The sequence below is a fragment of the Pseudomonas aylmerensis genome (assembly GCF_001702265.1).
In the GTDB taxonomy this organism is placed as follows: Bacteria; Pseudomonadota; Gammaproteobacteria; order Pseudomonadales; family Pseudomonadaceae; genus Aquipseudomonas; species Aquipseudomonas aylmerensis.
The window spans coordinates 495,256-520,526 of record NZ_MAUE01000045.1 but is presented as its reverse complement, the minus strand read 5'-3'; the positions used below and the strand labels follow the sequence as shown (position 1 = coordinate 520,526).

General features: G+C 62.0%; 26 protein-coding genes. 6 read left to right on the top strand and 20 right to left on the bottom strand.

The features are described 5' to 3' along the window. Window positions 1–4 precede the first annotated feature (4 nt). From BBG20_RS28195 to BBG20_RS28185, 3 genes are all read right to left on the bottom strand, one after another. Window positions 5–823 carry a substrate-binding periplasmic protein gene (locus BBG20_RS28195; RefSeq protein ID WP_065909354.1) on the bottom strand — a complete coding sequence of 273 codons (819 nt, stop codon included), beginning with the start codon at window positions 821–823 and terminating at the stop codon, window positions 5–7. A 116-nt stretch (window positions 824–939) separates the two neighbouring features. Next, window positions 940–1,869: an electron transfer flavoprotein subunit alpha/FixB family protein gene (locus BBG20_RS28190; RefSeq protein ID WP_065909352.1), complete on the bottom strand. Its 930-nt coding sequence runs from the start codon at window positions 1,867–1,869 to the stop codon at window positions 940–942. Between the two features lie 2 nt (window positions 1,870–1,871). Then, a complete protein-coding gene (locus BBG20_RS28185) occupies window positions 1,872–2,621 on the bottom strand; it encodes an electron transfer flavoprotein subunit beta/FixA family protein (RefSeq protein WP_016973648.1) in 750 nt (249 codons plus the stop codon). Between the two features lie 522 nt (window positions 2,622–3,143). Between BBG20_RS28185 and BBG20_RS28180 the strand changes: the two genes are divergently transcribed. Further along, window positions 3,144–4,808: an electron transfer flavoprotein-ubiquinone oxidoreductase gene (locus tag BBG20_RS28180; protein WP_065909350.1), complete on the top strand. Its 1,665-nt coding sequence runs from the start codon at window positions 3,144–3,146 to the stop codon at window positions 4,806–4,808. A gap of 194 nt (window positions 4,809–5,002) precedes the next feature. Here BBG20_RS28180 and BBG20_RS28175 read toward each other — a convergent pair whose 3' ends face one another. Next, a complete protein-coding gene (locus BBG20_RS28175; RefSeq protein WP_065909348.1) occupies window positions 5,003–5,896 on the bottom strand; it encodes an AraC family transcriptional regulator in 894 nt (297 codons plus the stop codon). 223 nt (window positions 5,897–6,119) lie between these two features. Between BBG20_RS28175 and BBG20_RS28170 the strand changes: the two genes are divergently transcribed. Continuing rightward, window positions 6,120–7,172 (top strand): NAD(P)-dependent alcohol dehydrogenase, encoded by a 1,053-nt coding sequence (locus BBG20_RS28170; RefSeq protein WP_065909344.1) that lies wholly within the window; start codon window positions 6,120–6,122, stop codon window positions 7,170–7,172. Here BBG20_RS28170 and BBG20_RS28165 read toward each other — a convergent pair whose 3' ends face one another. The 6 genes from BBG20_RS28165 to BBG20_RS28140 all read right to left on the bottom strand — a co-directional run bounded on the left by BBG20_RS28165 (window position 7,173) and on the right by BBG20_RS28140 (window position 13,180). Continuing rightward, window positions 7,173–7,976: an IclR family transcriptional regulator gene (locus BBG20_RS28165; protein WP_065909342.1), complete on the bottom strand. Its 804-nt coding sequence runs from the start codon at window positions 7,974–7,976 to the stop codon at window positions 7,173–7,175. A 169-nt stretch (window positions 7,977–8,145) separates the two neighbouring features. Next, window positions 8,146–9,111: an L-arabinose ABC transporter permease AraH gene (gene araH / locus BBG20_RS28160; protein WP_028617559.1), complete on the bottom strand. Its 966-nt coding sequence runs from the start codon at window positions 9,109–9,111 to the stop codon at window positions 8,146–8,148. Window positions 9,112–9,130: 19 nt separating this feature from the next. Next, window positions 9,131–10,630 (bottom strand): L-arabinose ABC transporter ATP-binding protein AraG, encoded by a 1,500-nt coding sequence (gene araG, locus BBG20_RS28155; protein WP_065909337.1) that lies wholly within the window; start codon window positions 10,628–10,630, stop codon window positions 9,131–9,133. After that, entirely contained in the window at window positions 10,627–11,607 is a 981-nt protein-coding gene (locus BBG20_RS28150; protein ID WP_065909335.1) for a substrate-binding domain-containing protein, read from the bottom strand. Before BBG20_RS28150 ends, araG begins: the two co-directional genes overlap by 4 nt. Before the next feature lie 35 nt (window positions 11,608–11,642). Then, a complete protein-coding gene (locus BBG20_RS28145; RefSeq protein WP_065909332.1) occupies window positions 11,643–12,464 on the bottom strand; it encodes an SDR family oxidoreductase in 822 nt (273 codons plus the stop codon). 236 nt (window positions 12,465–12,700) lie between these two features. Continuing rightward, window positions 12,701–13,180 (bottom strand): GNAT family N-acetyltransferase, encoded by a 480-nt coding sequence (locus tag BBG20_RS28140; protein ID WP_065909330.1) that lies wholly within the window; start codon window positions 13,178–13,180, stop codon window positions 12,701–12,703. Between the two features lie 189 nt (window positions 13,181–13,369). On the opposite strand from BBG20_RS28140, the gene BBG20_RS28135 reads away from it, so the two are divergent. The 4 genes from BBG20_RS28135 (at window position 13,370) to BBG20_RS28120 (ending at window position 15,745) form a co-directional block, all read left to right on the top strand. Next, window positions 13,370–14,566: an MFS transporter gene (locus BBG20_RS28135; protein ID WP_065909328.1), complete on the top strand. Its 1,197-nt coding sequence runs from the start codon at window positions 13,370–13,372 to the stop codon at window positions 14,564–14,566. Window positions 14,567–14,651: 85 nt separating this feature from the next. After that, complete coding sequence (locus BBG20_RS28130) at window positions 14,652–14,996, top strand: hypothetical protein (protein ID WP_065909324.1); 345 nt, start codon at window positions 14,652–14,654, stop codon at window positions 14,994–14,996. A 51-nt stretch (window positions 14,997–15,047) separates the two neighbouring features. Beyond that, window positions 15,048–15,314: a hypothetical protein gene (locus tag BBG20_RS28125; protein ID WP_065909322.1), complete on the top strand. Its 267-nt coding sequence runs from the start codon at window positions 15,048–15,050 to the stop codon at window positions 15,312–15,314. A 50-nt stretch (window positions 15,315–15,364) separates the two neighbouring features. After that, on the top strand, window positions 15,365–15,745 hold the full coding sequence (locus BBG20_RS28120) for a termination factor Rho (protein ID WP_065909320.1): 381 nt from the start codon (window positions 15,365–15,367) through the stop codon (window positions 15,743–15,745). A gap of 131 nt (window positions 15,746–15,876) precedes the next feature. Here the strand turns inward: BBG20_RS28120 and BBG20_RS28115 are convergent, their stop codons facing one another. The 10 genes from BBG20_RS28115 to BBG20_RS28070 all read right to left on the bottom strand — a co-directional run bounded on the left by BBG20_RS28115 (window position 15,877) and on the right by BBG20_RS28070 (window position 25,253). After that, a complete protein-coding gene (locus tag BBG20_RS28115) occupies window positions 15,877–16,605 on the bottom strand; it encodes a class I SAM-dependent methyltransferase (RefSeq protein WP_065909318.1) in 729 nt (242 codons plus the stop codon). A gap of 24 nt (window positions 16,606–16,629) precedes the next feature. Further along, window positions 16,630–17,547, bottom strand: a complete 918-nt coding sequence (locus BBG20_RS28110; RefSeq protein WP_065909315.1) for a PfkB family carbohydrate kinase — start codon at window positions 17,545–17,547, stop codon at window positions 16,630–16,632. After that, a complete protein-coding gene (locus BBG20_RS28105) occupies window positions 17,540–19,006 on the bottom strand; it encodes a purine-cytosine permease family protein (protein ID WP_065909313.1) in 1,467 nt (488 codons plus the stop codon). The genes BBG20_RS28110 and BBG20_RS28105 overlap by 8 nt, the downstream gene beginning before the upstream one ends. Before the next feature lie 114 nt (window positions 19,007–19,120). Next, complete coding sequence (locus tag BBG20_RS28100) at window positions 19,121–20,122, bottom strand: ADP-ribosylglycohydrolase family protein (protein WP_065909311.1); 1,002 nt, start codon at window positions 20,120–20,122, stop codon at window positions 19,121–19,123. Continuing rightward, window positions 20,119–20,832 (bottom strand): GntR family transcriptional regulator, encoded by a 714-nt coding sequence (locus BBG20_RS28095; RefSeq protein ID WP_065909306.1) that lies wholly within the window; start codon window positions 20,830–20,832, stop codon window positions 20,119–20,121. The genes BBG20_RS28100 and BBG20_RS28095 overlap by 4 nt, the downstream gene beginning before the upstream one ends. Window positions 20,833–20,902: 70 nt before the next feature. Then, window positions 20,903–21,463 (bottom strand): DUF1285 domain-containing protein, encoded by a 561-nt coding sequence (locus BBG20_RS28090; RefSeq protein ID WP_065909304.1) that lies wholly within the window; start codon window positions 21,461–21,463, stop codon window positions 20,903–20,905. A gap of 16 nt (window positions 21,464–21,479) precedes the next feature. Then, on the bottom strand, window positions 21,480–22,085 hold the full coding sequence (locus BBG20_RS28085; RefSeq protein ID WP_065909302.1) for a DUF4823 domain-containing protein: 606 nt from the start codon (window positions 22,083–22,085) through the stop codon (window positions 21,480–21,482). A 195-nt stretch (window positions 22,086–22,280) separates the two neighbouring features. Then, the gene (locus BBG20_RS28080) at window positions 22,281–23,249 is read right to left on the bottom strand and encodes a GTP 3',8-cyclase MoaA (protein ID WP_065909301.1); all 969 of its coding nucleotides are present in this window, start codon (window positions 23,247–23,249) and stop codon (window positions 22,281–22,283) included. Between the two features lie 113 nt (window positions 23,250–23,362). Beyond that, on the bottom strand, window positions 23,363–24,022 hold the full coding sequence (locus tag BBG20_RS28075) for a TetR/AcrR family transcriptional regulator (RefSeq protein WP_065909300.1): 660 nt from the start codon (window positions 24,020–24,022) through the stop codon (window positions 23,363–23,365). Window positions 24,023–24,467: 445 nt separating this feature from the next. Next, the gene (locus BBG20_RS28070) at window positions 24,468–25,253 is read right to left on the bottom strand and encodes a TatD family hydrolase (protein WP_065909298.1); all 786 of its coding nucleotides are present in this window, start codon (window positions 25,251–25,253) and stop codon (window positions 24,468–24,470) included. Between the last annotated feature and the right edge of the window lie 18 nt (window positions 25,254–25,271).

Genomic DNA, 25,271 nt, shown 5'->3' with positions numbered 1-25,271 from the left:
ATCCCTACTTTGTTGGGGTGCCGACGGGTTGTTGCAATTGCGCTTTCCAACGCTCGAGATTGCGCTGCAGCGCGGCTTCCGCCACACCAGACCCGGGCAATTCTGTCATCTTTTTGGCGAGCTGTCCGCGCAACCACGGATCATTGCAGGCCGAGTTGTGGGAAATCGCCAGGTACAGGCCGGGCTGATCGATCGGGGTTTCGCGGGCGAGCAGGTCGTTGCTCATGCCCAATGTCTGGGCCATGGCCATGCCCGAGTAACGCCCGGCCAGCACGTAATCCACCTCGCCCAGCAACAGTTTCTGGAAAGCCGGCGTCAGGCTCGGTAGACGTTGCAGGGTGAGTTGCTGATCGGCGAGGGTTTCGAACTCACGGCTCAAGCGTGCCCGCTCCGACACTGCGCCCTTGTGGCCGTGCAAATCGGCGGCCGTGTTGTAGACCAGTGCCGAGTCCTTGCGTGTCCACACCAGATAGTCGGTCTGCACCAGCGCCGGGTGGATGTAGTCGAGGGTCTCCAGCTCGCCCAGGTTCAGCGGTGCGTCGGCGAGGATGTCCATGCGCCCGCTGCGCACTTCATCCAGGGCCAGGGAACGTTTGCCGCCGTAGAGCAGGTCGACCTTCAAGCCGAGGTCCTTGGCGACTTGCTGCAACACATCGGCGGTGGCGCCGATCAGGTGCGTGGGGTCCTGGGGATCACGCCAGAGCAACGGCGGTGCGTCCGGGCTGCCGGTGATGACCAGGCGCTCACATTTGCCCGCCGCCAGCGTCAGGCTCGGAAGCAGTGACACACCCAGCAACAGCACCACCCAACGACGCAATTCCATCACAGACTCTCCCCATCACAAAACGCATCCCTTGTAGGAGCCGGCAAGTCGGCACCTACCAAGGCAAAAAAAACCCGGTCACAAGGACCGGGCTCTTTATAAGTGAAGCGACTGGATTAGACCAGCTTCTCCAACTCGGGAACGGCTTCGAACAAGTCCGCCACCAGGCCGTAATCAGCCACCTGGAAGATCGGTGCTTCTTCATCCTTGTTGATCGCGACGATCACTTTGGAGTCTTTCATACCGGCCAAGTGCTGGATCGCGCCGGAGATACCGACCGCGATGTACAGCTGTGGCGCAACGATTTTACCGGTCTGGCCGACCTGCATGTCGTTGGGTACGAAACCTGCGTCGACGGCCGCGCGGGAAGCGCCGACCGCGGCGCCCAGCTTGTCGGCCAGGGCGTACAGGTGTTTGAAGTTGTCACCGTTCTGCATGCCACGGCCGCCGGAAACGACGATCTTGGCAGCGGTCAGCTCAGGACGATCGGACTTGGCCAGCTCTTCGCCAACGAAGCTGGAAGTGCCAGCGTCGTGGGCAGCAGCAACAGCTTCAACCGCAGCCGAACCCCCTTCAGCAGCAACCGGATCGAAACCGGTGGCGCGTACGGTGATCACTTTAATGGCAGCGGTCGATTGCACGGTGGCAATGGCGTTACCGGCGTAGATCGGGCGCTTGAAGGTATCAGCGCTTTCTACCGAGATGATCTCGGAGATCTGGTCAACGTCCAGCTGCGCAGCAACGCGTGGCAGGATGTTTTTGCCGTTGGACGTAGCCGCAGCCAGGATGTGGCTGTAGCCAGCACCCAGTTCCGCGACCAGCGGGGCAACGTTTTCCGGCAGTTGATGCGCGTAGGCGGCGTTGTCGGCCAGCAGTACTTTGCTCACGCCAGCCACTTTCGCAGCGGCGTCAGCCACGGCGCCAGCGCCTTGACCTGCTACCAATACGTGAATGTCGCCACCGATTTTCGCAGCGGCCGCCACAGTGTTCAGGGTAGCCGGGGCCAGCACCTTGTTGTCGTGTTCAGCGATTACCAAGATAGTCATGTTTAGATTACCTTCGCTTCGTTTTTCAGTTTCTCGACCAGTTCAGCCACCGACTTGACCTTGATACCCGCGCTGCGTGCAGCAGGCGCTTCGACTTTGACGGTCTTGTTGGTGGAGGCGGTGGAAACGCCCAAAGCGTCTGGAGTCACCGACTCAAGCGGCTTCTTCTTGGCTTTCATGATGTTTGGCAGGGACGCGTAGCGCGGCTCGTTCAAACGCAGGTCGGTGGTGACGATGGCCGGCAGTTTCAACGAAACGGTCTGTGCGCCGCCGTCGATTTCACGGGTCACAGCCACGCTGTCGCCGCTCACTTCGACTTTGGAGGCGAAGGTGCCCTGGCCGTAACCGGTCAGGGCAGCCAGCATCTGGCCAGTCTGGTTGTTGTCGCTGTCGATGGCCTGTTTGCCAAGGATCACCAGCTGAGGCTGTTCCTTGTCGACAACGGCTTTGAGCAACTTGGCCACGGCCAGGGAGGTCAGCTCTTCAGCGGATTCAACCAGGATGGCGCGGTCGGCGCCCAGTGCCAGTGCGGTACGCAGCTGCTCTTGAGCAGTGGTAGGGCCGATGGAAACCACGACGATTTCAGTCGCCACGCCTTTCTCTTTCAGGCGTACGGCTTCTTCCACGGCGATTTCGCAGAAAGGGTTCATCGACATCTTGACGTTAGCGAGGTCGACGCCGGAATTGTCCGCCTTGACGCGAACTTTCACGTTGTAATCGACAACGCGTTTGACAGCTACAAGAACCTTCATGGATTCCTCGTTACTCTCCGGTGAAAAGAAAGTCGCCTAGGCGAACCTGGCGGTTGATGCTCATCGGCACACAAGGGCACCTCCAAAAACCTCGGCGAGTGACCTTGCTCACGGGAAGTGACGACCGTTCGTCAGTGGTGACTGAGAGGTCATTCTTTATCGCAGCGTGTAAACTGCGCGCCATTGTTTGGACGCGCGTCACCTGTCTTGCTTTTGGACGTGCTCTTGAAACCTGCAGTCTGCCTACGGTAAGCGCAAAACCGACCGTATATTGACCGGAACACCTATTCTGGTCAATACGGCAAAATAGCCAGTCATAAGCCGCGCCTCTTTGATTTACCTAGCCTGCGGGCAATTCAAACAAACGTTTGTATTGGACGCTGACAGTGGTGTAGATATAATGCGCCACCTAGAGAGAAAGGTGGGTCATCCCCTGCCATTTGGCACAGTGATGATGGATACGACACCGAACCTCCACCCATTAGAAAAAAAGCCTGTTGAGCCTTGAGTAGGAGATAGCCTGTGGAACGCGAATACATGGAATTCGACGTGGTCATCGTCGGCGCTGGCCCGGCGGGACTGTCTGCCGCCTGCCGACTGAAGCAGAAGGCCGCCGAAGCCGGTAAGGAAATCAGCGTCTGCGTGGTCGAGAAAGGCTCCGAAGTCGGCGCCCACATCCTCTCCGGTGCCGTGTTTGAACCCCGCGCCCTGAACGAACTGTTCCCGGACTGGAAAGCCCTCGGCGCCCCGCTCAACACCCCGGTGGTGCGCGATGACATCTATGTACTGCGCAGCCCCGACGCCTCCACCAAGGTGCCTGACTTCTTCGTGCCCAAGACCATGCACAACGAAGGCAACTACATCATCTCCCTGGGCAACCTGTGCCGCTGGCTGGCCCAGCAAGCCGAGAACCTGGGCGTGGAAATCTACCCAGGCTTCGCCGCCCAGGAAGCACTGTTCGACGAAAACGGCGTGGTCCGCGGGATCATCACCGGTGACCTCGGCGTCGACCGCGAAGGCAATCCGAAAGAAGGCCTGTACACCCCCGGCATGGAACTGCGTGGCAAGTACACGCTGTTCGCCGAAGGTTGCCGTGGCCACATCGGCAAGCAACTGATCCAGCGTTTCAACCTGGACAGCGACGCCGACGCCCAGCACTACGGCATCGGCCTGAAGGAAATCTGGGAAATCGACCCGGCCAAGCATCAGCCAGGCCTGGTGGTGCACACCGCCGGTTGGCCACTGGACATCATGAGCGCCGAGAACACCGGTGGCTCGTTCCTTTATCACCTGGAAAACAACCAGGTGGTCGTCGGCCTGATCGTCGACCTGTCCTACAGCAACACCTTCCTGTCGCCGTTCGACGAGTTCCAGCGCCTCAAGCATCACCCGGTGCTGGCGCAGTACCTGGAAGGCGGCAAGCGCATCAGCTACGGCGCCCGCGCCATCTGCAAAGGCGGCCTGAACTCGCTGCCGAAGATGGTCTTCAAAGGTGGCGCGCTGATCGGTTGCGACCTCGGCACCCTGAACTTCGCCAAGATCAAAGGCAGCCACACGGCGATGAAGTCCGGCATGCTCGCCGCCGACGCCGTGGCCGACCGCCTGTTTGCAGAATCCGAAGGCGGTGATGAACTGACCGCTTACGTCGACAGCTTCAAGTCCAGCTGGCTCTACGAAGAGCTGTTCGCCAGCCGCAATTTCGGCCCGGCGATGCATAAGTTCGGTCCGATCATCGGCGCCGGCTTCAACTGGTTCGACCAGAACATCCTCGGCGGCAAGATGCCGTTCACCCTGCACGACACCAAGCCGGACTACGCCTGCCTCAAGCTCGCGAAGGACAGCAAGAAGATCGACTACCCGAAACCCGACGGCAAGCTGAGCTTCGACAAGTTGAGCTCGGTGTTCATCTCCGGGACCAACCACGAAGAAGAACAGCCGTGCCACTTGAAGCTCAAAGACGCGAGCATCCCGATCGGCACCAACCTGCCGCTCTACGATGAACCGGCACAGCGTTACTGCCCGGCCGGCGTGTATGAAGTGGTGACCAAGGAAGACGGCGAAAAACGCTTCCAGATCAACGCCCAGAACTGCGTGCACTGCAAGACCTGTGACATCAAGGACCCTTCGCAGAACATCACCTGGGTCACGCCGGAAGGCGCAGGCGGGCCGACTTACCCGAACATGTAAGTCCGTCGCTTGAACAAACAAGGCTCCCAAATGGGAGCCTTTTTTTGTGGCCCGAAAAAAAACCAGTCACCTCGGTCAAATGTGGGAGCGGGCTTGCTCGCGAAGGCGGTCTGTCTGTTGAGGAATGTGTTAACTGACCCAGCGTATTCGCGAGCAAGCCCGCTCCCACATTTACGCTGTTGTGCCTGATGGAATTATGCAGCCCGCTCTTCACCGGGGTTGCGCAAAAAGTAGCGCTTGTACTCGCGACTGAACTGCGACGTGCTCTGGTATCCCACGTTATGCGCCGCCTGCGCCACGCCCATGCCTTCGACCAGCAGCAACTGCTGGGCCTTGAGCAGGCGCAGCCGTTTCAGATATTGCACCGGCGACAACAAGGTGCAGCGCTTGAAATGCTCATGGAACGTCGACGCACTCATGTGCGCATACCCCGCCAACGTCTCGATATTCAGCGGCTCGGCGTAATGGGCATGCAGGTGATTCAACGAGGTAGCGATCCGCGAAAACTGCCCCTGCTGTTCCACCAGTGCGCGCAGTACATCGGCCTGGGGCCCGCGCAAGGCGGTGAACAATAATTCGCGCACCCGCGCCGGGCCCATGATCCGGCTTTCCAGCGGATCGTGCAGGCACTGCAACAGCCGCTCGACGCAGCCGCGCATCGCATCGTCGAGCACCACCGAGCTCATCGATTCCAGGGTCTGCGCCGTCGGCGGCGGCCCGGCCTGCATGCCCATGGCCATGACCAACTCACCCAATACCACCCGATCGATGCCCACTGTCACCCCGTACAACGGGGCGTCGGGCGCCATGGCAAAGGTCTCGCATTCGAACGGTACCGGCATCGCCTGGATCAGGTAGTGACCGGCGCCGTACTCCAGCGTGCGCGGGCCCAGGTAGGCGACCTTGCTGCCCTGCGCCACGAACATCAGGCTCGGCTCATAGATCTGCGGCCCGCGCGCCACGTCGCAACTGGCGCGCAAGACCTGCACGCCGGGCAAGTGGGTCGGGGAGAAACCGTCGCAGGGCGTGAGCCCCTCAATCAAGGAAACCAGCGTGGCGTTGGCATCGAGATGGCGGGTCAACAACATAAAAGCAGTTCTCGCAAAGATACGTCTTGGTGCAGGCCAGCTGGCTTCAAGCCACAGGCTGCAAGAATGTCCGCAGTTTATAGCGTGCCGCTTGCAGCTTGCCGCTTTTAGCTGCTCCTCCGGAGCTTTAGGCATGAGACTCGGAGCATTTGCCATGGTCGCACCCGGGGTCGGCGCGCAGAATGCGCCACCTCCCCAGTCCAAGCTTTTGCGAGGTTTATCCATGTACACCGCTATCGGTTATGCCGCCCAGTCGGCCACCACTCCCCTCGCCCCCATGTCGTTTGAACGTCGCAGCCCACGTGCCGATGACGTGGCCATCGAGATTCTCTACTGCGGCGTCTGCCACTCCGACATCCACCAGGCACGCAACGAGTGGGGCATCGCCGTGTACCCACTGATGCCGGGCCACGAGATCGTCGGCAAAGTCACCGCCGTCGGCGCCAGCGTCACCGCACACAAAGTCGGCGACCTGGTCGGCGTAGGCTGCATGGTCGACTCCTGCCGCCACTGCGACGCGTGCAAGTCGGACCTGGAGCAATATTGCCTCGAAGGCCCGACCATGACCTACGCCACCCCCGACCGCGTCGACGGCAGCAACACCATGGGCGGCTACTCCGACAGCATCGTGGTCAGCGAGCACTTCGTGGTCAAGATTCCAGCCAAGCTCGACCTCGCCAGCGCCGCGCCGATCCTCTGCGCCGGCATCACCACCTACTCGCCGCTCAAGCACTACGGCGTCAAGGCCGGCGATAAAGTCGGCGTGCTGGGCATGGGTGGCCTGGGCCACATGGGCATCAAGTTTGCCAAGGCCATGGGCGCGGAAGTGACCTTGTTCACCCGTTCGGCGAGCAAGGCTGAAGAAGGCCGTCGCCAGGGCGCCGATCACGTGATCGTGTCCACCGATGCCGAGCAGATGAAGGCCGCCGCCGGCAGCTTCGACTTCCTGCTGGACACCATCCCGGTACAACACGATCTCAACCCCTACCTCGATGTACTGCGCTTTGACGGCGTGCACATCCTGGTAGGCCTGATCGAGCCGGTAGACCCGCCGGTGAATGCGGCCAAGCTGGTGATGGGCCGCAAAGTGCTGGCCGGCTCGTTGATTGGTGGCATTGCCGAAACCCAGGAAGTCCTGGATTTCTGTGCCGAGCATGGCATCACCTGCGACATCGAAAGGCTCGACATCCGCCAGATCAACGAGGCTTACGCCCGCATGATCGCCGGTGATGTGAAGTACCGCTTTGTCATCGACATGGCGACCCTGAAGGCCTGATCAGGCCTTCGCGCCCAACTCCGCGGAAAGCCGGGCCGCGACCTGTTTGATCACAGGGATCAGCTCGGCCATTTTCTCCAGCGGCATGTAGGGCACGGTACTGGCGATGCTGATGCCGGCGACGATTCGCCGGCTGGCATCGCGCACCGGTGCCGCCACGCAACGGATCGACGGTTCGTTGTCTTCCAGATCGAACGCGTAGCCCCCCACCACGTATTCATGCATGCGCTGCTCGAACTGCGCCCAGGTCTGTTCCGGGTGCTGCGGCCATTGCAGGCTCTTGCCTCCCGCCGGCAGGCTGGCTTCGTACAGCCGCTGCCATTCCTGCGCGGTATCATCCAGCAGCATCGCCTTGCCCACTCCGGTACGCGCCAATGGCATGCGATGGCCCACCCGCGAGCGCATTTCCGGACCGTTGCGGCCTGGATTTTTGTGCAGGTAGAGCACGTCATCGTATTCGCGAATGGCCAGGTGGATGGTGTCGCCGGTCAGCGCCGACAGCTCATCCAGATACGGGATGGCCAGGGTCACCAGCGGCAACTCTTCGCGGGCCTGGAAGCCCAGCTCGATCAACTTCGGCCCCAGCAGGTAACCGACCTGCGGCACCACGCGCAGGTAGCGCTCTTCCACCAGGCAACTGGCCAGGCGATGCGTGGTACTGCGGGTGGTGCCGATGCGCTTGGCGATCTCTTTCAGATCCCGCGCACCGGCCGCAACCGCCTGCACCACGCCCAGGCCACGCAGCAGGGTCTGGGTGCCGGTAGGCGCAGCGTCTTTGACGGGAGTGTGGGCGTTTTCCTGCATATCGGGCCTATGTGGTGGTACGAAAACGGCGCCATTATGGCAAATGCAGCCCTCCTGAACAGAGGAGATCCACTGTGGGAGCTGGCTTGCCTGCGATGAGGGCGTGTCAGCCAGTAAATGTGCAGGCTGACACACCGCTATCGCAGGCAAGCCAGCTCCCACATTTTGATTAGCGTTGCTTCATGCGGTCGATAATCACCGCCAGCAACAGGATCGAACCACGGATCACATACTGGTAGAAGGTGTCGATGTTCTTCAGGTTCATCGCGTTCTCGATGATCGCCAGGATCAGCACCCCGGCAATCACATGACGGATCATGCCGATACCACCGCTCAACGAGACCCCGCCCAGGACGCAGGCAGAGATCACCGTCAGCTCGAAACCCTGGCCGATCATCGGTTGGCCCGAGGTCATGCGCGAGGCCAGGATCACACCGGCCAGCGCGCCGATCAAACCGTGCACGGCAAAGATGATGATCTTGGTGCGGTCGACGTTTACCCCGGCCAGCAGCGCCGCTTCCTGGTTGCCACCAATCGCCATGGTGTTGCGCCCGTAGGTGGTGTAGTTGAGCAGCCAGCCGAAGAACACAAAGCACAGCACGGTGATGATGATCGGCACCGGCACGCCCATCAGTTGGCCGTTGCCGAACACGAAGAAGCCTTCGTCCATCACCCCGACGGCCTTGCCGTTGGAGAAGATGTAGGCCAGGCCGCGCACAATCTGCATGGTCGCCAGGGTCGCGATCAACGCGTTGATGCGCAGCTTGGCGATGACGATACCGTTGATCAGCCCCACCACCAGGCCCATGGCCAAGGCGGCGGACACACCGAGCACCACGCTGTCGGTGTCGCGGATCACGATCCCCGCCACCACGCCGGCGCAGGCGATCACCGAGCCCACCGACAAGTCGAAGTGCCCCGACGCCAGGCAGAACAACATGGTGCACGCCGCGATGCCCACGGTGGAAATCGCCAGGCCCAGGCCGCGCATGTTCAGCGGCGAGAGGAAGTTGTCGATAAACAACGCGCTGAGCACAAAGATGCTGAGTGCCGCCAGCAGCATCACCCAGTCATCGAGAAACTTGCGCTGGTTGAAACCCGGCCAGAAGCCCTTTGCAGTTTTTACCTCAGACATAGCCAAACCCTCTTATTCTTCAAGCCCGCGAACGCGGGAGCGCCAGTTGCAGCAGCCGTGCTTCATCCGCTTGATCGCGGGTCAATTCGCCGGTCAGGGCGCCTTCGCTCATCACCAGGATGCGGTCGGAGATGCCCATCACCTCCATCAGGTCGCTGGACACCACGATCACCGCGATGCCGCTGGCGGCGAGGTTGTGGATGATCTGGTAGATCTCCGACTTGGCGCCGATATCGATGCCACGCGTCGGCTCGTCCAGCAGCAGTACTTTCATCGGCATCGACAGCCAGCGGCCGAGAATGGCCTTCTGCTGGTTGCCCCCCGACAGGTACATGATTTTCTGCTCGGCGTTCGGCGTCTTGACCTTCATCGCCTTGATCTGCTTATCGGCGTTGCCCTTCTCCCAGCCGTCGCGCAGCAGCCAGCCAAACGTGGCATGCGCACCCCGCGCACTGATGTTGATGTTCTCGGCGACGCTGGACAGCGGAATGATGCCCTCCTTCTTGCGGTCCTCCGGACACAGCAACACGCCAGCGGCGATGGCATCGCGGGGCGAGCGCAAGAGCAGCGCCTGCCCGTTCAATTCCAGGTGGCCGGCGGTCGCGCGCTCCAACCCGCTGAGCAACCGGAACAGCTCGGTCCGCCCGGCACCGACCAGGCCAAACAGCCCGAGGATCTCGCCCTTGTGCACTTGCAGGCTGACCGCCTCACGCAGGCCCGGGCCAAGCAGCCCCTCGACCTTCAGCGCCACCTCGCCCTGCTCGCGCGGGCGATAGTCATAGATGTCCTGGATGTCGCGGCCGACCATGCAGGTCACCAGTTGATCGTGGGTCAGCGTGCTCATGTCCTCGAAGGTGCGCACGTAGCGGCCATCCTTGAACACCGTGACGGCGTTGCAGATGCGGAACACTTCTTCCATGCGATGGGACACGTAGAGCACCACTTTGCCCTCGTCGCGCAGCCGCGTGATGATCGCCATCAAGCGGTCGATCTCGCGGGCGGACAGGCTGCTGGTCGGCTCGTCGAAAGCAATCACATGCGCACCCCGCGACAGCGCCTTGGCGATTTCCACCAGTTGGCGCTGCCCGAGGGACAGCCGCCCGAGCTTTTCGTCGGGGTCGATCTCATCGGCCAGGCCCTTGAGGCAGGCCAGCGCCTGCTGGCGCAACAGCCCGCGATTGACCACGCCAAAACGCGTCGGCAAATGCCCGAGGAACAGGTTCTCCGCCACCGTCATTTCCGGCACCAGGTGCAACTCCTGGTGGATCACCGCGACGCCGTTGGCGATGCTGTCGGCGGCGGATTTGAAGTCCATGGTCTGCTCGCCGATCTGCAGCGTGCCGCTGCTCGGCAGGTAGGCGCCGCCGAGAATCTTCAGCAGGGTCGACTTGCCGGCGCCGTTCTCGCCCATCAGCGCATGTACCGAATGCGGCCGCGCTTCAAAGCTGATCTGCGCCAGGGCTTTCACACCGGGAAACTCCTTGCCGATGCCATTGAAACGCAGGGCCGCGCCGCTCATTTCCACAGCCCGATTTTGCTCAACTCTTGCTTGAAATTGTCGCGGGTGATCAGGGTGACATTGTCCAGGGCGGTGAACTTGGCAGGCTCGGTGCCTTTGGTGACCCACTCGAACATCGCGCTGGCGGTTTTGTAACCCGAGGCATCCGGGCTCAGCAGCATCGAGCCGTAGAAACCGGTATTGGATTTCTTCAATTCCTCGATTGCATCGGTACCGTTGATGCCGACGCCGATCACGTTGGCCGCCTTGAAGCCGGCGCTTTCCGTGGCGCGTACGCCGCCCAGCACGGTGCTGTCGTTCATGCCGCCGATCAGCAGGTTTTTCGCACCACTGGGCAGCTTCACCAGCGCCGAGTTGGTGGCGTCCATGCTGCCGGGGACGTCGAGGGTTTTCTGCGCGCTGAAGAGGATATGGTCAGCCGGCAGGCCCGCCGCCTTGAGGCCTTCCACCGAGCCGTCGGTGCGTTTCTTGCCGGTTTCCAGCTCGTCGAAGGTGTTGATCACGGCGTAGGTTTCTTTCCAGTCCCAGCCACGCTTTTTCGCTTCGGTGGCCATGGCTTCGCCTTGTTTCTGGCCGATCTTGTAAGCGTCCAGGCCGACGTAGGGCACGTCTTCCATAGGCTTGCCCTTGGCGTCGACGAAACGGTCGTCGACCGCCAGCACCTTGAGGTTATTGAGCTTGGCCTTGGCCATGATCGCCGGGCCAAGGGACACGTCCGGCGGGCAGATCACAAAGCCCTTGGCGCCGTTGGCCGCGAGGGTGTCGATGGCCGACAGGGTCTTCTCACCGTCGGGCACCGCGATCTTGATCACGGTGAAACCCTGGTCCTTGCCGGCCTTTTCGGCGAAGGCCCATTCGGTCTGGAACCAGGGTTCTTCGGCCTGCTTGACCAGGAAGCCGATCTTCACTTCTTCGGCGAGTGCCACGCTGCTGAACGCCATCGCGAGCGCCAGAGTGCCTAGTGTCTTCTTGAACATGAGCCACCTCTTGTTGTTATTGAGCGTTACAAGTTCTAGTCGTGGTACATCACGGAGCGCCCGCCATCGATCATCAGGCAGGTCGCATTGATGAAGGGCGCCTCGTCAGTCGCCAGGAACAATGCAGTCATCGCCACTTCGATCGGCTGGCCGATGCGCTTGGGCGGGTGCAGGTCGAACGCACGCTGGCGTTCGGCGTGGGGGTCGGGGAAACCGTTCCAGTAGTCGACGTTGAGCTGGGTTTCGATGTAGCCCGGCGCGATGGCATTCACGCGGATGCCCTTGGGCGCGTATTCGATGCCGAGCGCGCGAGTGAGGCCGAGCAGGCCATGCTTGGCCACCGGGTATGGGAAGCAACCGGGAATGATGTGGCTGGAATGGGTGGAGGCGATGTTGATGATGTTGCCGATGCCCTGCTCGATCATGTGCGGCAGCACCGTACGGCAGCCGTACCAGGCGCCGTCGAGGTCGATGGCGAAGCAGCGGCGCCAGTCCTCGTCGGTCATCTCCAGCGGGTCGCGGAACACGTTGACCCCGGCGCAGTTGACCAGCACATCGACGCGACCGAAGCGTTCGATGGCGACATTGACCAACGCCTGCCACTGCGTCTTGGAGGTGATATCGACGGGTTGCGCGACGATCTCGGCGCCACGTTCGCGCCAATGGGCGGCGACTTTCTCGACCTTGTCGCCCTGGATATCGGCAATCACCAGGCGTGCCTGCTGGGCCTGGAAACAGGCGACGATCGCCTCGCCAATGCCCTGGGCGGCGCCCGTGATGATCACCACTTTGTTCTTCAGCCGTTCACCATAGGTGGGCTCGGGCACAGCGGGTAACGACAACGGTTGGGGCTGCATCGCTTCACCTGTTTTATTTTTGGTAGTGAGTGCTGATGCAGGCGACTATAAACCCATCTTTTGAAATATCTCAATATATAAATTTGCATCCCATATAGTGAGCAAAAATCAAAAAAATGTGGGAGCAGGCTTGCTTGCGAATGCCGTGGCCAGTCACACATGAGTTGACTGATCCAGCGCATTCGCGAGCAAGCCCGCTCCCACCTGTTGATCTTCAGTGTCTACAGGCTGGGGGACTAGCCGAGGGCAAAGTCGCGCAGCGCATCGCCTTCCATGCGGTAGCGAACCCACTCTTCCTGCGGCTGGGCGCCGATGGATTTGTAGAAGGCAATCGCCGGCTCATTCCAGTCCAGCACGCTCCACTCGAAACGGCCGCAGCCGTTGTCACAAGCGATCTTGGCCAAATGCCGCAAGAGCTTCTTGCCGGCGCCACCGCCGCGTTGCTCGGGGTTGATGTACAGGTCTTCGAGGTACAGGCAGTTGCTGCCCAGCCACGTGGAGTAACTGAAAAAGAACACGGCAAAACCGATCGGCAAGCCGTCCCGCAAGCAGATCAGGCCATGGGCGGTCGCGCCCTCGCTGAACAGGCTGCGCTCGATGTCCGCGACACTGGCGATCACTTCATGCCGGGCCTTCTCGTACTCGGCAAGCTCGGTGATGAAAGTCAGGATCTGCGCAGCATCGCTGGGCACGGCGGGGCGAATCTCGATGGTCATGGGCGAGCCTTGGGCAATTTCAAAGCACACATACTAAGACGCTTTCATGACGAGTTGCAGTGCAATTTCGAGAGGGTGCGGGTGCTTTACTCCGTCGCGCAGTGATCCGAGCACCACCAACCACAGAACAATCGCCGTGGCCGCCCATGGTAAACAGTCGGCATAACGCCAACGATTCGAGACTTGCCCATGCACGCCACTCCGCCGGTGGGCGCGAAGACTTTCGCGCTGTTCTGCCTTGCCAGCTTCCTGCTGTCCCTGTCCTACGGTTCAACGTTTTTGCTGTCGCTGCTGATTCACGCGCGTGGCGGCAACGACCATGATGCCGGCAGCGTGATTTCCATGGCGATGCTCAGCACCTTCGTGGCCGTGGTGCTCTCCGGGCATTTGGCCGATGCGCTGGGCGCGGCCCGGGCGATTGCCGGGATGGGCGTGTTGCTGGTGGTGGCGTGCCTGGGTTTTGCCCTGGTGCCCGGGTTTGGCCAAGGCTTGATGGTGTGCGGGCTGGCCCTGGGATTGGGTTGGGGCGTGTTCTACACACTGGGGCCGATCATCGTGACCTTGCTGGTAGAACCACGCCAGCGAGCCAAGTACTTTGCGCTGCTGTCGGGCAGCATGCTGAGTGGGATCGGCTCCGGCCCCCTGCTCGGGCGGGCCGCCAGCGCGCTGGACCTGCCCCTGACCAGCGCGTTCTATATTGCCGGGCTGGCCAGCCTCGCCGGTGTGGTGATGTTCTGGCGTATGGGCGCTCGGCTCAAGCATCACACGAACGTGCCGGCCGCCCGTATTTCCTGGGCTGCCAGCCGCAGAGTGCTGTCTTCCAGGGCGGCGTTCGCCATCCTGATGGTCGGCTTGGGAGGGTGCGTATTTGGTGGGCTTTCATCGTTCCAGACCAGCTACGCAGCCGCGCATGGCCTGGACTATTCGCTGTTCTTCGGCGGGTTCCTGAGTGCCGCCATTACCAGCCGGCTGTTGATCGCCGGCTTCGTGGTCAAGCGCGACGCCTACCGTGCCGCCTGCGTGTTGTCCGGGTTGATGCTCGGGTCGATCGCCCTGTTTGCTTTTGGGGTGAACGGCAACCTCAGCTACCTGCTCGCGGCTGCCACGTTGGGCGTGGGTTACGGCCTGACGTACTCGGTGATCAACGGGCTGGTGGCCAATGAAGCACCACCCGGCACCACGTCCCAGGCCCTGCTGTTGTTCAGCCTCGGGTACTTCGTCGGCGTGTTTGGCTTTCCGCTGCTGGCGGGCAAGATCATCGTCGAGTACGGCCTGTCGACCCTGATGCTCTGCGTGCTGGCCATCGCCGCACTGAACTGGATGATCACCGTGGCCCGCCTGATCGCGCGCAGGCTCTCGACACACAAAATCTTACAGGTGGGCTAATACCGTTCGTCGCCATCAAGGCACGAACGCCGAAGCCGGGCGGACCAATAGAGGGTAAGGACATTAATCATATGGAGACACCCTCATGAAGAATTCCAAGTTTGCCGCCCTCGCCCTCACCGGCCTGTTGTCTGCCACATCGCTGGGCGCCTTCGCTGCCACCTCGTCCACCGGCAAGACTGACCCGGCCGGTAGCTCGCCAAACCCTGCCACCCAGGAGTCCCAGGACTCGATGGGCACCGGCATGGACACCAACGGCGGCGCGATCATCCAGCCAGGCGCAGACCCGCGCACCCAGGGCAACGACACCCAACGCCAGGCTCCGGCCGCCGTCGGCAATGGCAAGATGGGCCCCGCGATCAATCAACCCAACATCAACAAAGGCGACGACTCGAACGTGCCTGGCGCGCCGAAACAGCCTGCGCCTTGATGGATCGATAGCAACACCAACACCCGATCATTTCCCAGTGAAGAGGTACGCATGAACGTCGATAGAAACCTTGAAAAAGAAGTCCTCACCCGCCTGTTGCACGCCCACCCGAACGGCCTGGGCAAGGAGGTGCTGGATAACTACCGCGGCGAAAAGGTGGTGGCCAGTGTCTTGGCGTTCCTCCAGGACCGCGGGCTGATCAAGGATGGGCATGTGACCACCGACGACGCCGGTGAATACTCGTTGAACCTGCCGATCAAGCTGACCGCCTCCGGTGTCGACGAGGCCCGCAAGCTTGAAAGTGAAAGCCCTCAGTAATCCATTTTGTCTGGTCTGGCCCTGGCGACAGGGCCAGTGGGAGTATCGCAATGCCTCTAGGAAGCAAAGCCAAATACACCGCCGCACAGAAGCGCAAGGCTGCCCGTATCGAACAGAGTTACGAGCACCAGGGCGTACCCAAGGATGAAGCTGAGGCCCGCGCCTGGGCTACCGTCAACAAGCAGTCTGGCGGTGGCGAAAAGGCCGGTGGCTCGGGTCAGCGTAAAGCCCCGCAGGAAAAGTCCCAGGCCCGCAGCGACTCGGCCAAGCGTGCCGTGGCCAGCCGTGACGGCCATGCGCGCAACAGCCGGGCCTCATTGGCGACGCAAACCAAGCAGAGCTTGCTGCAGGAAGCGCGGGCCAGGGCCATTCCGGGCCGCTCGAACATGCGCAAGGATCAACTGATTGAAGCGCTGCGAAAGGCTGGCTGACGCCAGTCTTCCCCACATTTCAAAACCCATTCCGGGCTGTGGTGAGGGAGTTTGCTCCGGCTGCGCTGTCGAACCGTAGCAAGCTCCCTCGCCACCACTCGCCCACATATTTTTTTTCGCGATGTCGCCAATCAGCGATGCGCCGAGACCAGCAGCATCATCGGACGCTCTTGCTCTTCTGCCAACGCTGGCAGGGCCTTGAGGTCGGCTTCGCTCGGCCCCCACTCCTGCACATGGCTCAGCGTGAACCCCGTCTGGATCAGCATATTGAGCAACGTGCCCAAGGTACGGTGCTGCTTGATCACGCCCTCGGCCAACCAATTCGTCACCCGTGGCCCCTCTAATTGGTAACTGTCCACCGGCCAGCTTTTGCGACCCTGAGCATCGACCTGCCAGCCTGGGTTGCGCGGCGCCATGAAGATCGGGTGCTCGATGGAAAACACCAGCCGCCCACCCGACACCAGCGCTTGATGGAGGGTCTGGAACAATCGCTTGAGGTCGACGATGTAATGGAACGCCAAGGAGCTGTAGGCCAACTCGAATGTGCCCGCCGGCAGGTCGAGTTGTTCCAGGTCGGCGATGGCGTAGGTGACGGTCGGCGCCGAGGTCATCGCCCGGGCCCGCGCCAGCATCTTGTGCGACACATCCAGGCCGAGCACCTGTGCGGCGCCCTGCTCCTGGGCCCAGCGACTGAACCAGCCATAACCGCAGCCCAGGTCAACCACGTTCAAACCGGACATCGGCGGCAGCAAGGCCTGCAAGGCGGGCCACTCGGGCGCGCCGGCGAGGCCCTCCACCGAGCGGCTCATTTTGCTGTAGCCCTCGAAGAAGGCCGGCGTGTCGTAGATGTTCTGGGTCATGGGACGGCTCCGTACTGAGTGCCCCTATTCTGCCAACAACGCGTCCACTTCGGCAGCCCCTGGCGAAGTCGCCGGGCCCCAGCGCGTGACCGCCAGGGCAGCGGCGGCGTTGGCGCGACGGGCTGCCTGGGCCGGTTGCAAGCCGCTGGCCAAACCGGCCAGGAATACCCCGGCATGGGCATCGCCCGCACCGTTGCTGTCGACCGCCTGGACCTTGAAACCCGGCACATGCTCAGCCTTGCCCCGACGACTGACCCAGCAACCCTGCGGACCGTCGCGCACCACCAACAAGGCCTCGGCAGGCAAATGTCGAGTGAGTGCGAGCAGCGCATCGGCGAGCGTCGTGGCACCGGTAAACGCGAGCGCCTCCGGGCCGTTGCTGGTCCAGATATCGATACGCGGCAGCAAGGCAACCATCAACGCCGAGTCCGGCGCCTTGACCAAGGGGCCCGGGTCGAACACCACGGGTATAGCGCGCGGCAGCGCCAGCAGCCAATCGAGTAACGCCTGCGCCTTGCCCTCGAGCAACAGGCTGTAGCCGCTGACGTACACATAGTCGTCTGCCCGTGGCACGACGCCTGCCAAGTCCTCGGCCGTCAAGTCGCCTTCTGCGCCGATGTGGGAAATGAAGGTGCGCTCGGTGGTGGCTTCGGTCAGCGACACACACAGGCCGGTGTCCTTGTCGTCACTGGCCGCCTGGGCGATTTCCACGCCTTCGGCCTGCATGGCCGCACGAGCCAGGTCACCGAAGCGCCCGCGGCCATGGCGCCCGAGGTACACCACCGGCAACCCATTGCGGCGCGCGGCGGCCATCACGTTGAAACCACCGCCGGCTTCGAAGCTGGCCGACTGCGCCAGCACGTCGCCGCCGGTCGCGGGCAGGGTGTCGAGGGCCATGACCAGGTCAACGATGACCTGGCCGGTGTGCAGCAATCTAGACATTGTGACTCTCGACTAAAGCCGGACGACGGTCAGCCGCGCCACCCAGCAGCGCATAAATCCCGCCGGCCACCAGGAAGGTGACAATCCAGCCCAGGCCGTTGTGGCCCAGCCAGGAGTCGGACAACGGCCCGGCGAACCAGATGTTTTCGGCAGTGGTGCCGATGGTGGTGAAGCTGAAGCCGAGCACGATCGCCACGGCCCAGGCGCCAAACGCGCGCCACTCAACCCCGCCACGGTACCAATAGGCGCTGCTGGGGCTGACGTCGAGCAGGTCCTTGGGGCTGTAGTAGTGACGGTGGATCAGGTCGACCACGAAGATCCCGACCCACGCGGTGATCGGTACCGCGAGCAACGAGATGAAGGTGATGAACGGGCCGTAGAAACTGTCGGCGATCAGCATGAAGTAGATGGAACCGGCGAAGATTGCCACGATATCGACGATCACCGCGTGCACACGTTTGACCTTCAAGCCGAGGGTCAAGGTGGTGAGGCCGGCCGAGTACACCGACAAGTTGTTCGACAGCAGCAGCCCACCGAAGGCGGTGATCAGGTACGGCACGGCCATCCAGGTCGGCAGCATGTCGCGGATCGCGATGATCGGGTCAGTCGCCGACGCCAGGTCGTTGTTGCCCACCGACAGCAGGCCGCCGAGGGTGATCAGCAGCACCAGCGGAATGCCCGCACCGAACGCGGCGGACGCCACCAGGCGCACGGCCTTGACGCTGCGGTGCTGGTAGCGCGACATGTCCGCACCGGCGTTGGCCCAACCGATCCCGGTACCCGCCGCCATGGTGCCGATACCGATGATCATCGCGCTCAACGGCGCCGGGGTGGCGTTGAACACCGCGCTCCAGTCGATGGTGGCGCAGAGGAAACCGCCGACCAGGATGTTCAATGCGCCGAACACGTAGGTCGACCATTTCTGGATCACCAGCAAGGTCGCGTGGCCGAGGCCGGAAACGGACAGGGTCAGCAGCACGAAAATGGCGATGAAGATCAGCGTCAGCAGCGGCGCGCTCTTGGCCTCGACCGGCGAGCCGAACAGGATCGAACACAACGACAGCAACACGAAGGCGGCGGTGGTGGTGTTGACGGTTTCCCAGCCCAGGCGCGACATCAGCGAGACCAGCGTCGGCCCGATGTTGCCGCGTACCCCGAAGATTGCGCGGGACAGCGTCAGGCTCGGCGCACGGCCACGTCGGCCGGCAATCGAGATGATGCCCACCACCGCGAAAGAGCCGGCGGCGCCGAGGATCGCGACGATGATCGCCTGCCAGATCGCCAGGCCGCGAAACGCTACCAGGGTCGCGCCCAGCGGCAAGCCGAGGATGCTGATATTGGCCGCAAACCACACCCAGAACAGTTGCAGCGGATGGCCGTTGCACTCGCCTTCAGGGACCGGTTCGATACCGCGTGTTTCCAATTGCCCGGCACTTTGGCCGGAAGAAGTGCTGCTCATGAGGGGTGCTCCTGGTGCCTGTATTGTTGTGGTTGTGGCAGAGAATCAAAGCTTTAACCGGTCATCCTGACTCGACGCGACCTGTGTAGGAGCCGGGGGGCACGCCTACAGGGTTCAGCGCAATGTAAGCAGCCCCGCGACCAACGGCTGCAAATCCAGGCCATTGACCTGCTTGACCTGTTCGATCATCGCTTCAGGCCAGCACTGCAGGCCCAGGCAGGCGCCGAGCATGGCGCCGAGGATTGCGGCGATGGTGTCGGTGTCTCCGCCAAGGCTGGCGGCCAGGCACAGCGCCTCGAAGGCATCCAACTCACCCACCGCCACTTGCTGGGCGAGGGCAAACGACACCACCACGGACTCCTGGGAAGCCACGGAGGTGCCGATCAATTCATACAGCAGCTCGGCAAACAGGGCCTTGTCGCCGCTGCCGACGCTCAGGGTTCGCGCCCAACTGATGCGCGTAGAAATCCGTCCGCCGGCCACCCAGTGACCATGGCTTTCCGCCTGCTGGGCGATCTGCGTGCCGATGTTCAGCGCTTCACCGAGGTCCACGCCATTGATGCCTGCCGAGACTACCGCCGCGACTGCCGCCGCGCTGGAGATGCCCAGCGTGGTGTTATGGGTCACCTGGCAAGCCTGGATCACCGCCTGGATGAACTGCAGCGGATCACTGACGTCGGCGGCAATGCCCACCGGCGTGATGCGCATCGCTGCGCCGTTGGTGGTGCCATAGCGCCCGGATTCTTCCGGGGTGTGGCCGGCGAGGATCATGTCGATGGCGCGCTTGGTGGACGGCCCGAGCAGATCCTGCGAACCCTTGGCACGCATCACCGCTTCCCAGTCGATCAGGCGTTGGGCGAGCACGGTCGGCTCGATGCTGCCCTGCCCTTCGACCAGCAAATCGCCGACCAGGATCGCCTGCTCGGTGTCATCGGTGATGGAGCCGGCCGGCATGTTGGGGGCGATGGGCTGATCGGCGTCGGCGTCTTCCAGGCCGGTAATGGCACCGAAACGCGCACGGACCTGCTCGCGGCTCAAGGATTGAGTGGGCATGCCCAGGGCATCGCCCAACGCCAGGCCGTAGAAAGCGCCGAGGGCGCGATTTTGCCGGGTCATTTCGACGCTCCGAACTGCAGGTGCAGGCGAAAGTGCACAGGGTCGAGCAAACTTTCGACGTACTCCATGAAACGTTCGCGACGGTCATAAGTGGTACGCGAGGCCTTGAGAAACACGCTGCCGGCTGGACGGCCGAGCAACTCGGCGTCTTCATCGCTCAAGGGCTCGGCGCCGATCCACTGGTCACCTTCGGCGCCCACATAGCCGTAGGCGGCCAGGGTGATGGTCAGGGAGTTGTCGATCAGCCCCACACGCGGCAGGCTGTCGAGGCCACCGGCAGCAGGCATCAGCGAGCGCTCCAGCGACACGGCTGTGCCATCGGTGGTACGCCGGCGGCGGTCGAGGGCGATGAATTGGTCAGTGCCGAAACGGCTGAGCAGGTCCGGGCGGGTGACCGCTTCCAGGCGCAAAATGTCGGTGGTCACCAGCGCGCCGGTGTCAGCCAACGCCTGGGCCCAACCGCTGCGCTGGTCGAGCACCATGCCGTCAAAGGTGACGATGGAGCCGACGCCGCTCTGGGTGGCGATGTAATTGCGCCGCTTGAGTTCGGCCAGGGCTTCGCGCAGGGTGCCTCGGCTGACCGCAAACTCCTCGGCCAATTGATGCTCGCCCGGCAGCAGGAAACCGTCGGCCATCACCCCACCCTCGATACGGCGGATGAGCTCGTCGACGACGCGTTTTTTCTTATCAAATCGAACATGTCTAATCATGTACAAATTGATAACCGAAACCGCCCGATCACAGCAAGCGAATTATTTCAGGGGGAAGGGAAAAACGCCCTCAGGGCTCCAGGCCAATCGGGAAAAACACCCCGTCGCTCCACACGCCCAGCCAGTTCTGACCGTTGATCGGACGGCTCACCGCCAGCTCCACCAGTTGGTAGAACACGTTGCGATGCACCAGGGCTTCGAGGTTGGTGCGCACCCGCACATACGGCGCAGGTTCCTGGGTGACGGGGTCGATGACCACCCGCAGAGGGTGCTCAAGCCCGGCGTCGATCAGTTCATCGACATTGGTGGTAAAGCGCAGCACCTGGCTGTCGCCCTGCCCCTGCACGTCCAGGGTCACCGCCACAAACGGCGCGTCATCGACACGGATGCCGACCTTTTCCACCGGGGTGACCAGGAAATAATCATCGCCATCGCGGCGGATGATGTTGGAGAACAACTTGACCATTGGCTTACGCCCGATAGGTGTGCCCTGGTAGAACCAGGTGCCATCGCGGGCGATGCGCATATCGATGTCGCCGCAGAAATCCGGGTTCCACAGATGCACCGGCGCCGGTCCCTTGCCCTTGGGCAGTTGGGCCAACAGATCATTGGCCTTGGCGGAATCGGTCATGGGGATCTCCTGTGTCTTACTGATCGCTCATTCCCAGCAGGCCGCGGGCGTACTGCGCCAGGGGGCGGGCAATCAGGTCTTCTGGCTTGTTGTCGTGGAACGTCAGTAAACCGCCACGACTGCGAATGCGTGCAGTATCAATCAAATACTGGGTGCTGGTCTCGATCAACATGATCTGGATTACGCCGCTGTCCAAGCCTACGCGGTCGAGGGCCTGCTGGTCGGTCCACTCATCGGCATTGCCGATACGGTCATCCGCCGCGGCAAACCGGCAGTACAACAGGTAGTGCGCGCCGGCCGCACGGGCTTCGGCCATGGCTTGTTCGAGGCCTTCGGGCTGACGTGCACGACGCACCATGGGGAAGTATTCGACGAAGCCGTTGAAGGCTTCCTCGGCGACCACGTTAGGTCGCGGGTACGCGCTGCCCGGTGGGACGAAGGCACCCTGGGCGATAAACACAAAGGAATCCGGCTGTATGCGAACCGAGGCGGTCCGGCGGGTATCGCTGTGGTCGAGCAACCCGGCGTCGCTCATCTGATAGCGGGTGCCTTCGGCCATATCGCTGACGGTCATGCAACCACTCAGCGTCAACGACGCCAGCAACAAAACCAGGTTACGCATCCTAATCCTCCAGAAGCCGGTGACGGAAAACCGGCGAATGGGCACGAGATGCAGAATCCAGGCCACTCGCAAGCGGCGCAAAGCAAATGGGGAGCGGCTTGCTCGCAAATGCGGCGGATCAGTCGGTATTTCCTTTGACCGGCACACCATATGCGCGAGCAAGCCCGCGCCCACAGGGTTCTGCGCCAGCCTGGGCTAGCCGCCGATGATCTTCATGATGGTGGCACCGCCAGAGAACGCGACTTCCTGTTTGTCACCCAACGCCTTCATCAACAGGCCCTGCAAGGCCGGCAGCGCCTGGTGGCGGGGTTGATCCAACAGGTCGCCGACGTAGTGACGGTTGCTCGAGGACAGGCAACCATGCAGCCAGCCAGTGGACGACAGCCGCAGCCGCGAACACGTGCGGCAGAACGGCACGCTTTCATTTGCGATGACGCCAAAGAAGCCTTTGCCCGGCACTTCGTAGCGCACTGCCGTGGCATCGACCGGCGCGTTGGCTTGCAGGTATTCATACTGCTCGCCGATCAGGCTGAGCAATTGCTGCAGGCTGACGAATTGCTGCAGGAATGCATTCGAGTCCTTGGCCAGGTGGCCCATGCGCATCAATTCGATAAAGCGCAACTCGTAGCCTCGCTCCAGGCAGTAGTCGAGCAACGGCATCACCTGATCGAGGTTCTGGCCGCGCAGGGGCACCATATTGACCTTGATCTTGATCCCGGCGGCGCGGGCCTGGTCCATGCCATCAAGCACAGTGGCCAGGTCACCGCCACGCGCGATGCTGCGAAAAGCATCGGCATCCAGGGTATCGAGGGAGACGTTGATACGCCGAATTCCGGCATCCACCAGCAGCGGCAGTTTGCGCGCGAGCAACTGGCCATTGGTGGTCAGGCTGATATCACTGAGCCCCATCCCGCCGACAGCGCCCATGAAGGCTTCCAGCTTGGGGCTGACCAACGGCTCGCCGCCGGTGATGCGAAGGCGTTCGATCCCTGCCGCCTCGATCAGATAGGCCACGCCACGGGCCATGGCCTCGGCCGAGAGTTCGTCCTGGGCAGCCACCAGCCGCTTGCCGTTTGGCACGCAGTAGGTACACGCGTAATTGCAGGCTGAGGTCAGGCTGATCCGCAAATTGCGAAAACGCCTGCCTTGACGATCAACGATCATGGATCACTCCGGCAGAGGATGAATCGGGCGTGCTAAAAGCTGACCTATAAATCAGCTTTTAGCAAGGTCCTTGCCTGAGTATATTCCTGGGGTACTGCGCCCGACAGCAACTATCAGGTGGCAGGCGTTTCGGCAGGCGCCTGTGGCAGCTCGGCGCTGTGCTTGCGTTTGTTGCCCATGCGCACGCCAATGTCCATCAGGAACTGGAAGAAGCCTTCCTGATCTTCCAGCACATTACTCCAGAACGGCGAGTGATACAGCGCCACGGCGCCGTGCACCAGGGCCCAGGCCGCGCAGTAGTGGAAATACGGCGGTACGTCTTCCAGCTTGCCTTCGCTGATGCGGCCCTTGATCAGCAGGGTCAGGCGTTCGAAGTTCGAGGCACGGATCTTGTGCAGTTCCTCGACCATCTCCGGCACCTGATGGCCCTTGACCACTTTCTCTTCCAGGCGATCGAACAGGCGATAGCGCTGCGGGTCACGCATGCGGAACTCGAAGTAGGCACGGGACAGCGCCTCCTTGTCCTTGTCGACATCGGCCGAATGCAGCAGCTCGTTCAAATCACGCTCGTAGTCGAGCATCAGGCGCAGGTAGATCTCGGCCTTGGACTTGAAGTGCTTGTAGATCGTGCCTTTGCCGATACCGACGGCATCCGCGATCATCTCGACGGTGACGCTGTCTTCACCCTGTTCGAGGAACAACTTGAGTGCGGTGTCGAGAATTTCCTGCTCACGGCGGCGAAACTCTCGGACCTTACGGGGTTCTTTGTGCATGAGGAAGAGGTCTGCAGAGGTCGGAATAGGGAGGGTTGCGTAGGGCCACGGATACGCGGCGATACGATTTACCCAGTGCGAGGGATTATCCCGACTGAACGGTCGTTGGGCAACGTCTATGTGAACCCGCCGCACACTTTAGTTTCGGCGCGCCAACGTTTCCCTTGATTTCAGTCAGAAATAATACGCAACAACTATCCATGTGCACCCAGCCAATGAGAACTCAAGCGAAGCGCGCGTATTCCAAATCTGTTTAAAAAACGATCAGATGCGACTGGACTGAATGGGATACTGATCAATACTTGAACTGTCGGCGTGACATCTCCCCCAAGTGACGCGCCGACCTGGGTACCGACGGACTGTGTGCCCTTGTTTTACTCCTAATGGTCTTAACCCGGATTCACCCCCCAGAACCCGGGTTTTTTTTGCCTGCGATTTGAGCCTGTCAGCCGGCGACGTGGGCCAACGGGAACAGGCGCTTGAAGTTGTCGGTGGTCTGCTGTGCAAAGCGCTCGTAAGACTCACCCCGCAGCATGGCCAGGTAATCCGCCACATCCCGTACGTATTCCGGCAGGTTCGGTTTGCCGCGATGAGGAATGGGCGCCAGGTATGGCGAATCGGTTTCCACCAGCAGGCGGTCGGCCGGCACCTGGCGTGCCACGTCGCGCAGGGCGTCGGCATTGCGGAAGGTGACGATGCCCGACAGGGAAATGTAGAAGCCCAGGTCCAGGGCCGCCTTGGCCATGTCCCAATCTTCGGTAAAGCAATGCAGCACGCCGGCCTGGGGCAACGCGGCCTCGCGCAGCAACGCCAGGGTGTCGGCACGCGCGCCACGCGTGTGGACGATTACCGGTTTGCCGGTCTGCTGGGCAGCTTGCAGGTGCAGGCGAAAGGAGGCCTGCTGCAGGTCGGCGGCTTCGGGCTCGTAGTGGTAGTCCAGGCCGGTTTCGCCAATCGCTACCACACGCGGGTGGTTGAGTTCGCCCAGCAGCCAGTCGAGGGCCGGGGCTTCGCCGGGCTTTAAGTCCAGCGGGTGGATACCCACCGAGCAGTCCACATCGGCGTAGCGCTCGGCCAGGGCTTTGACGTCGGCGGCATTTTCGGCGCTGACGCCGATGCACAGGAAGTGCCCTACCCCACGCTGGCGAGCCGCTTCAAGGGCAGCATCAAGGGAGCCACCGTGCTGGGCAAGGTCGAGGCGATCGAGGTGGCAATGGGAGTCTACGAGCATAGGAATCTACAACTTGAG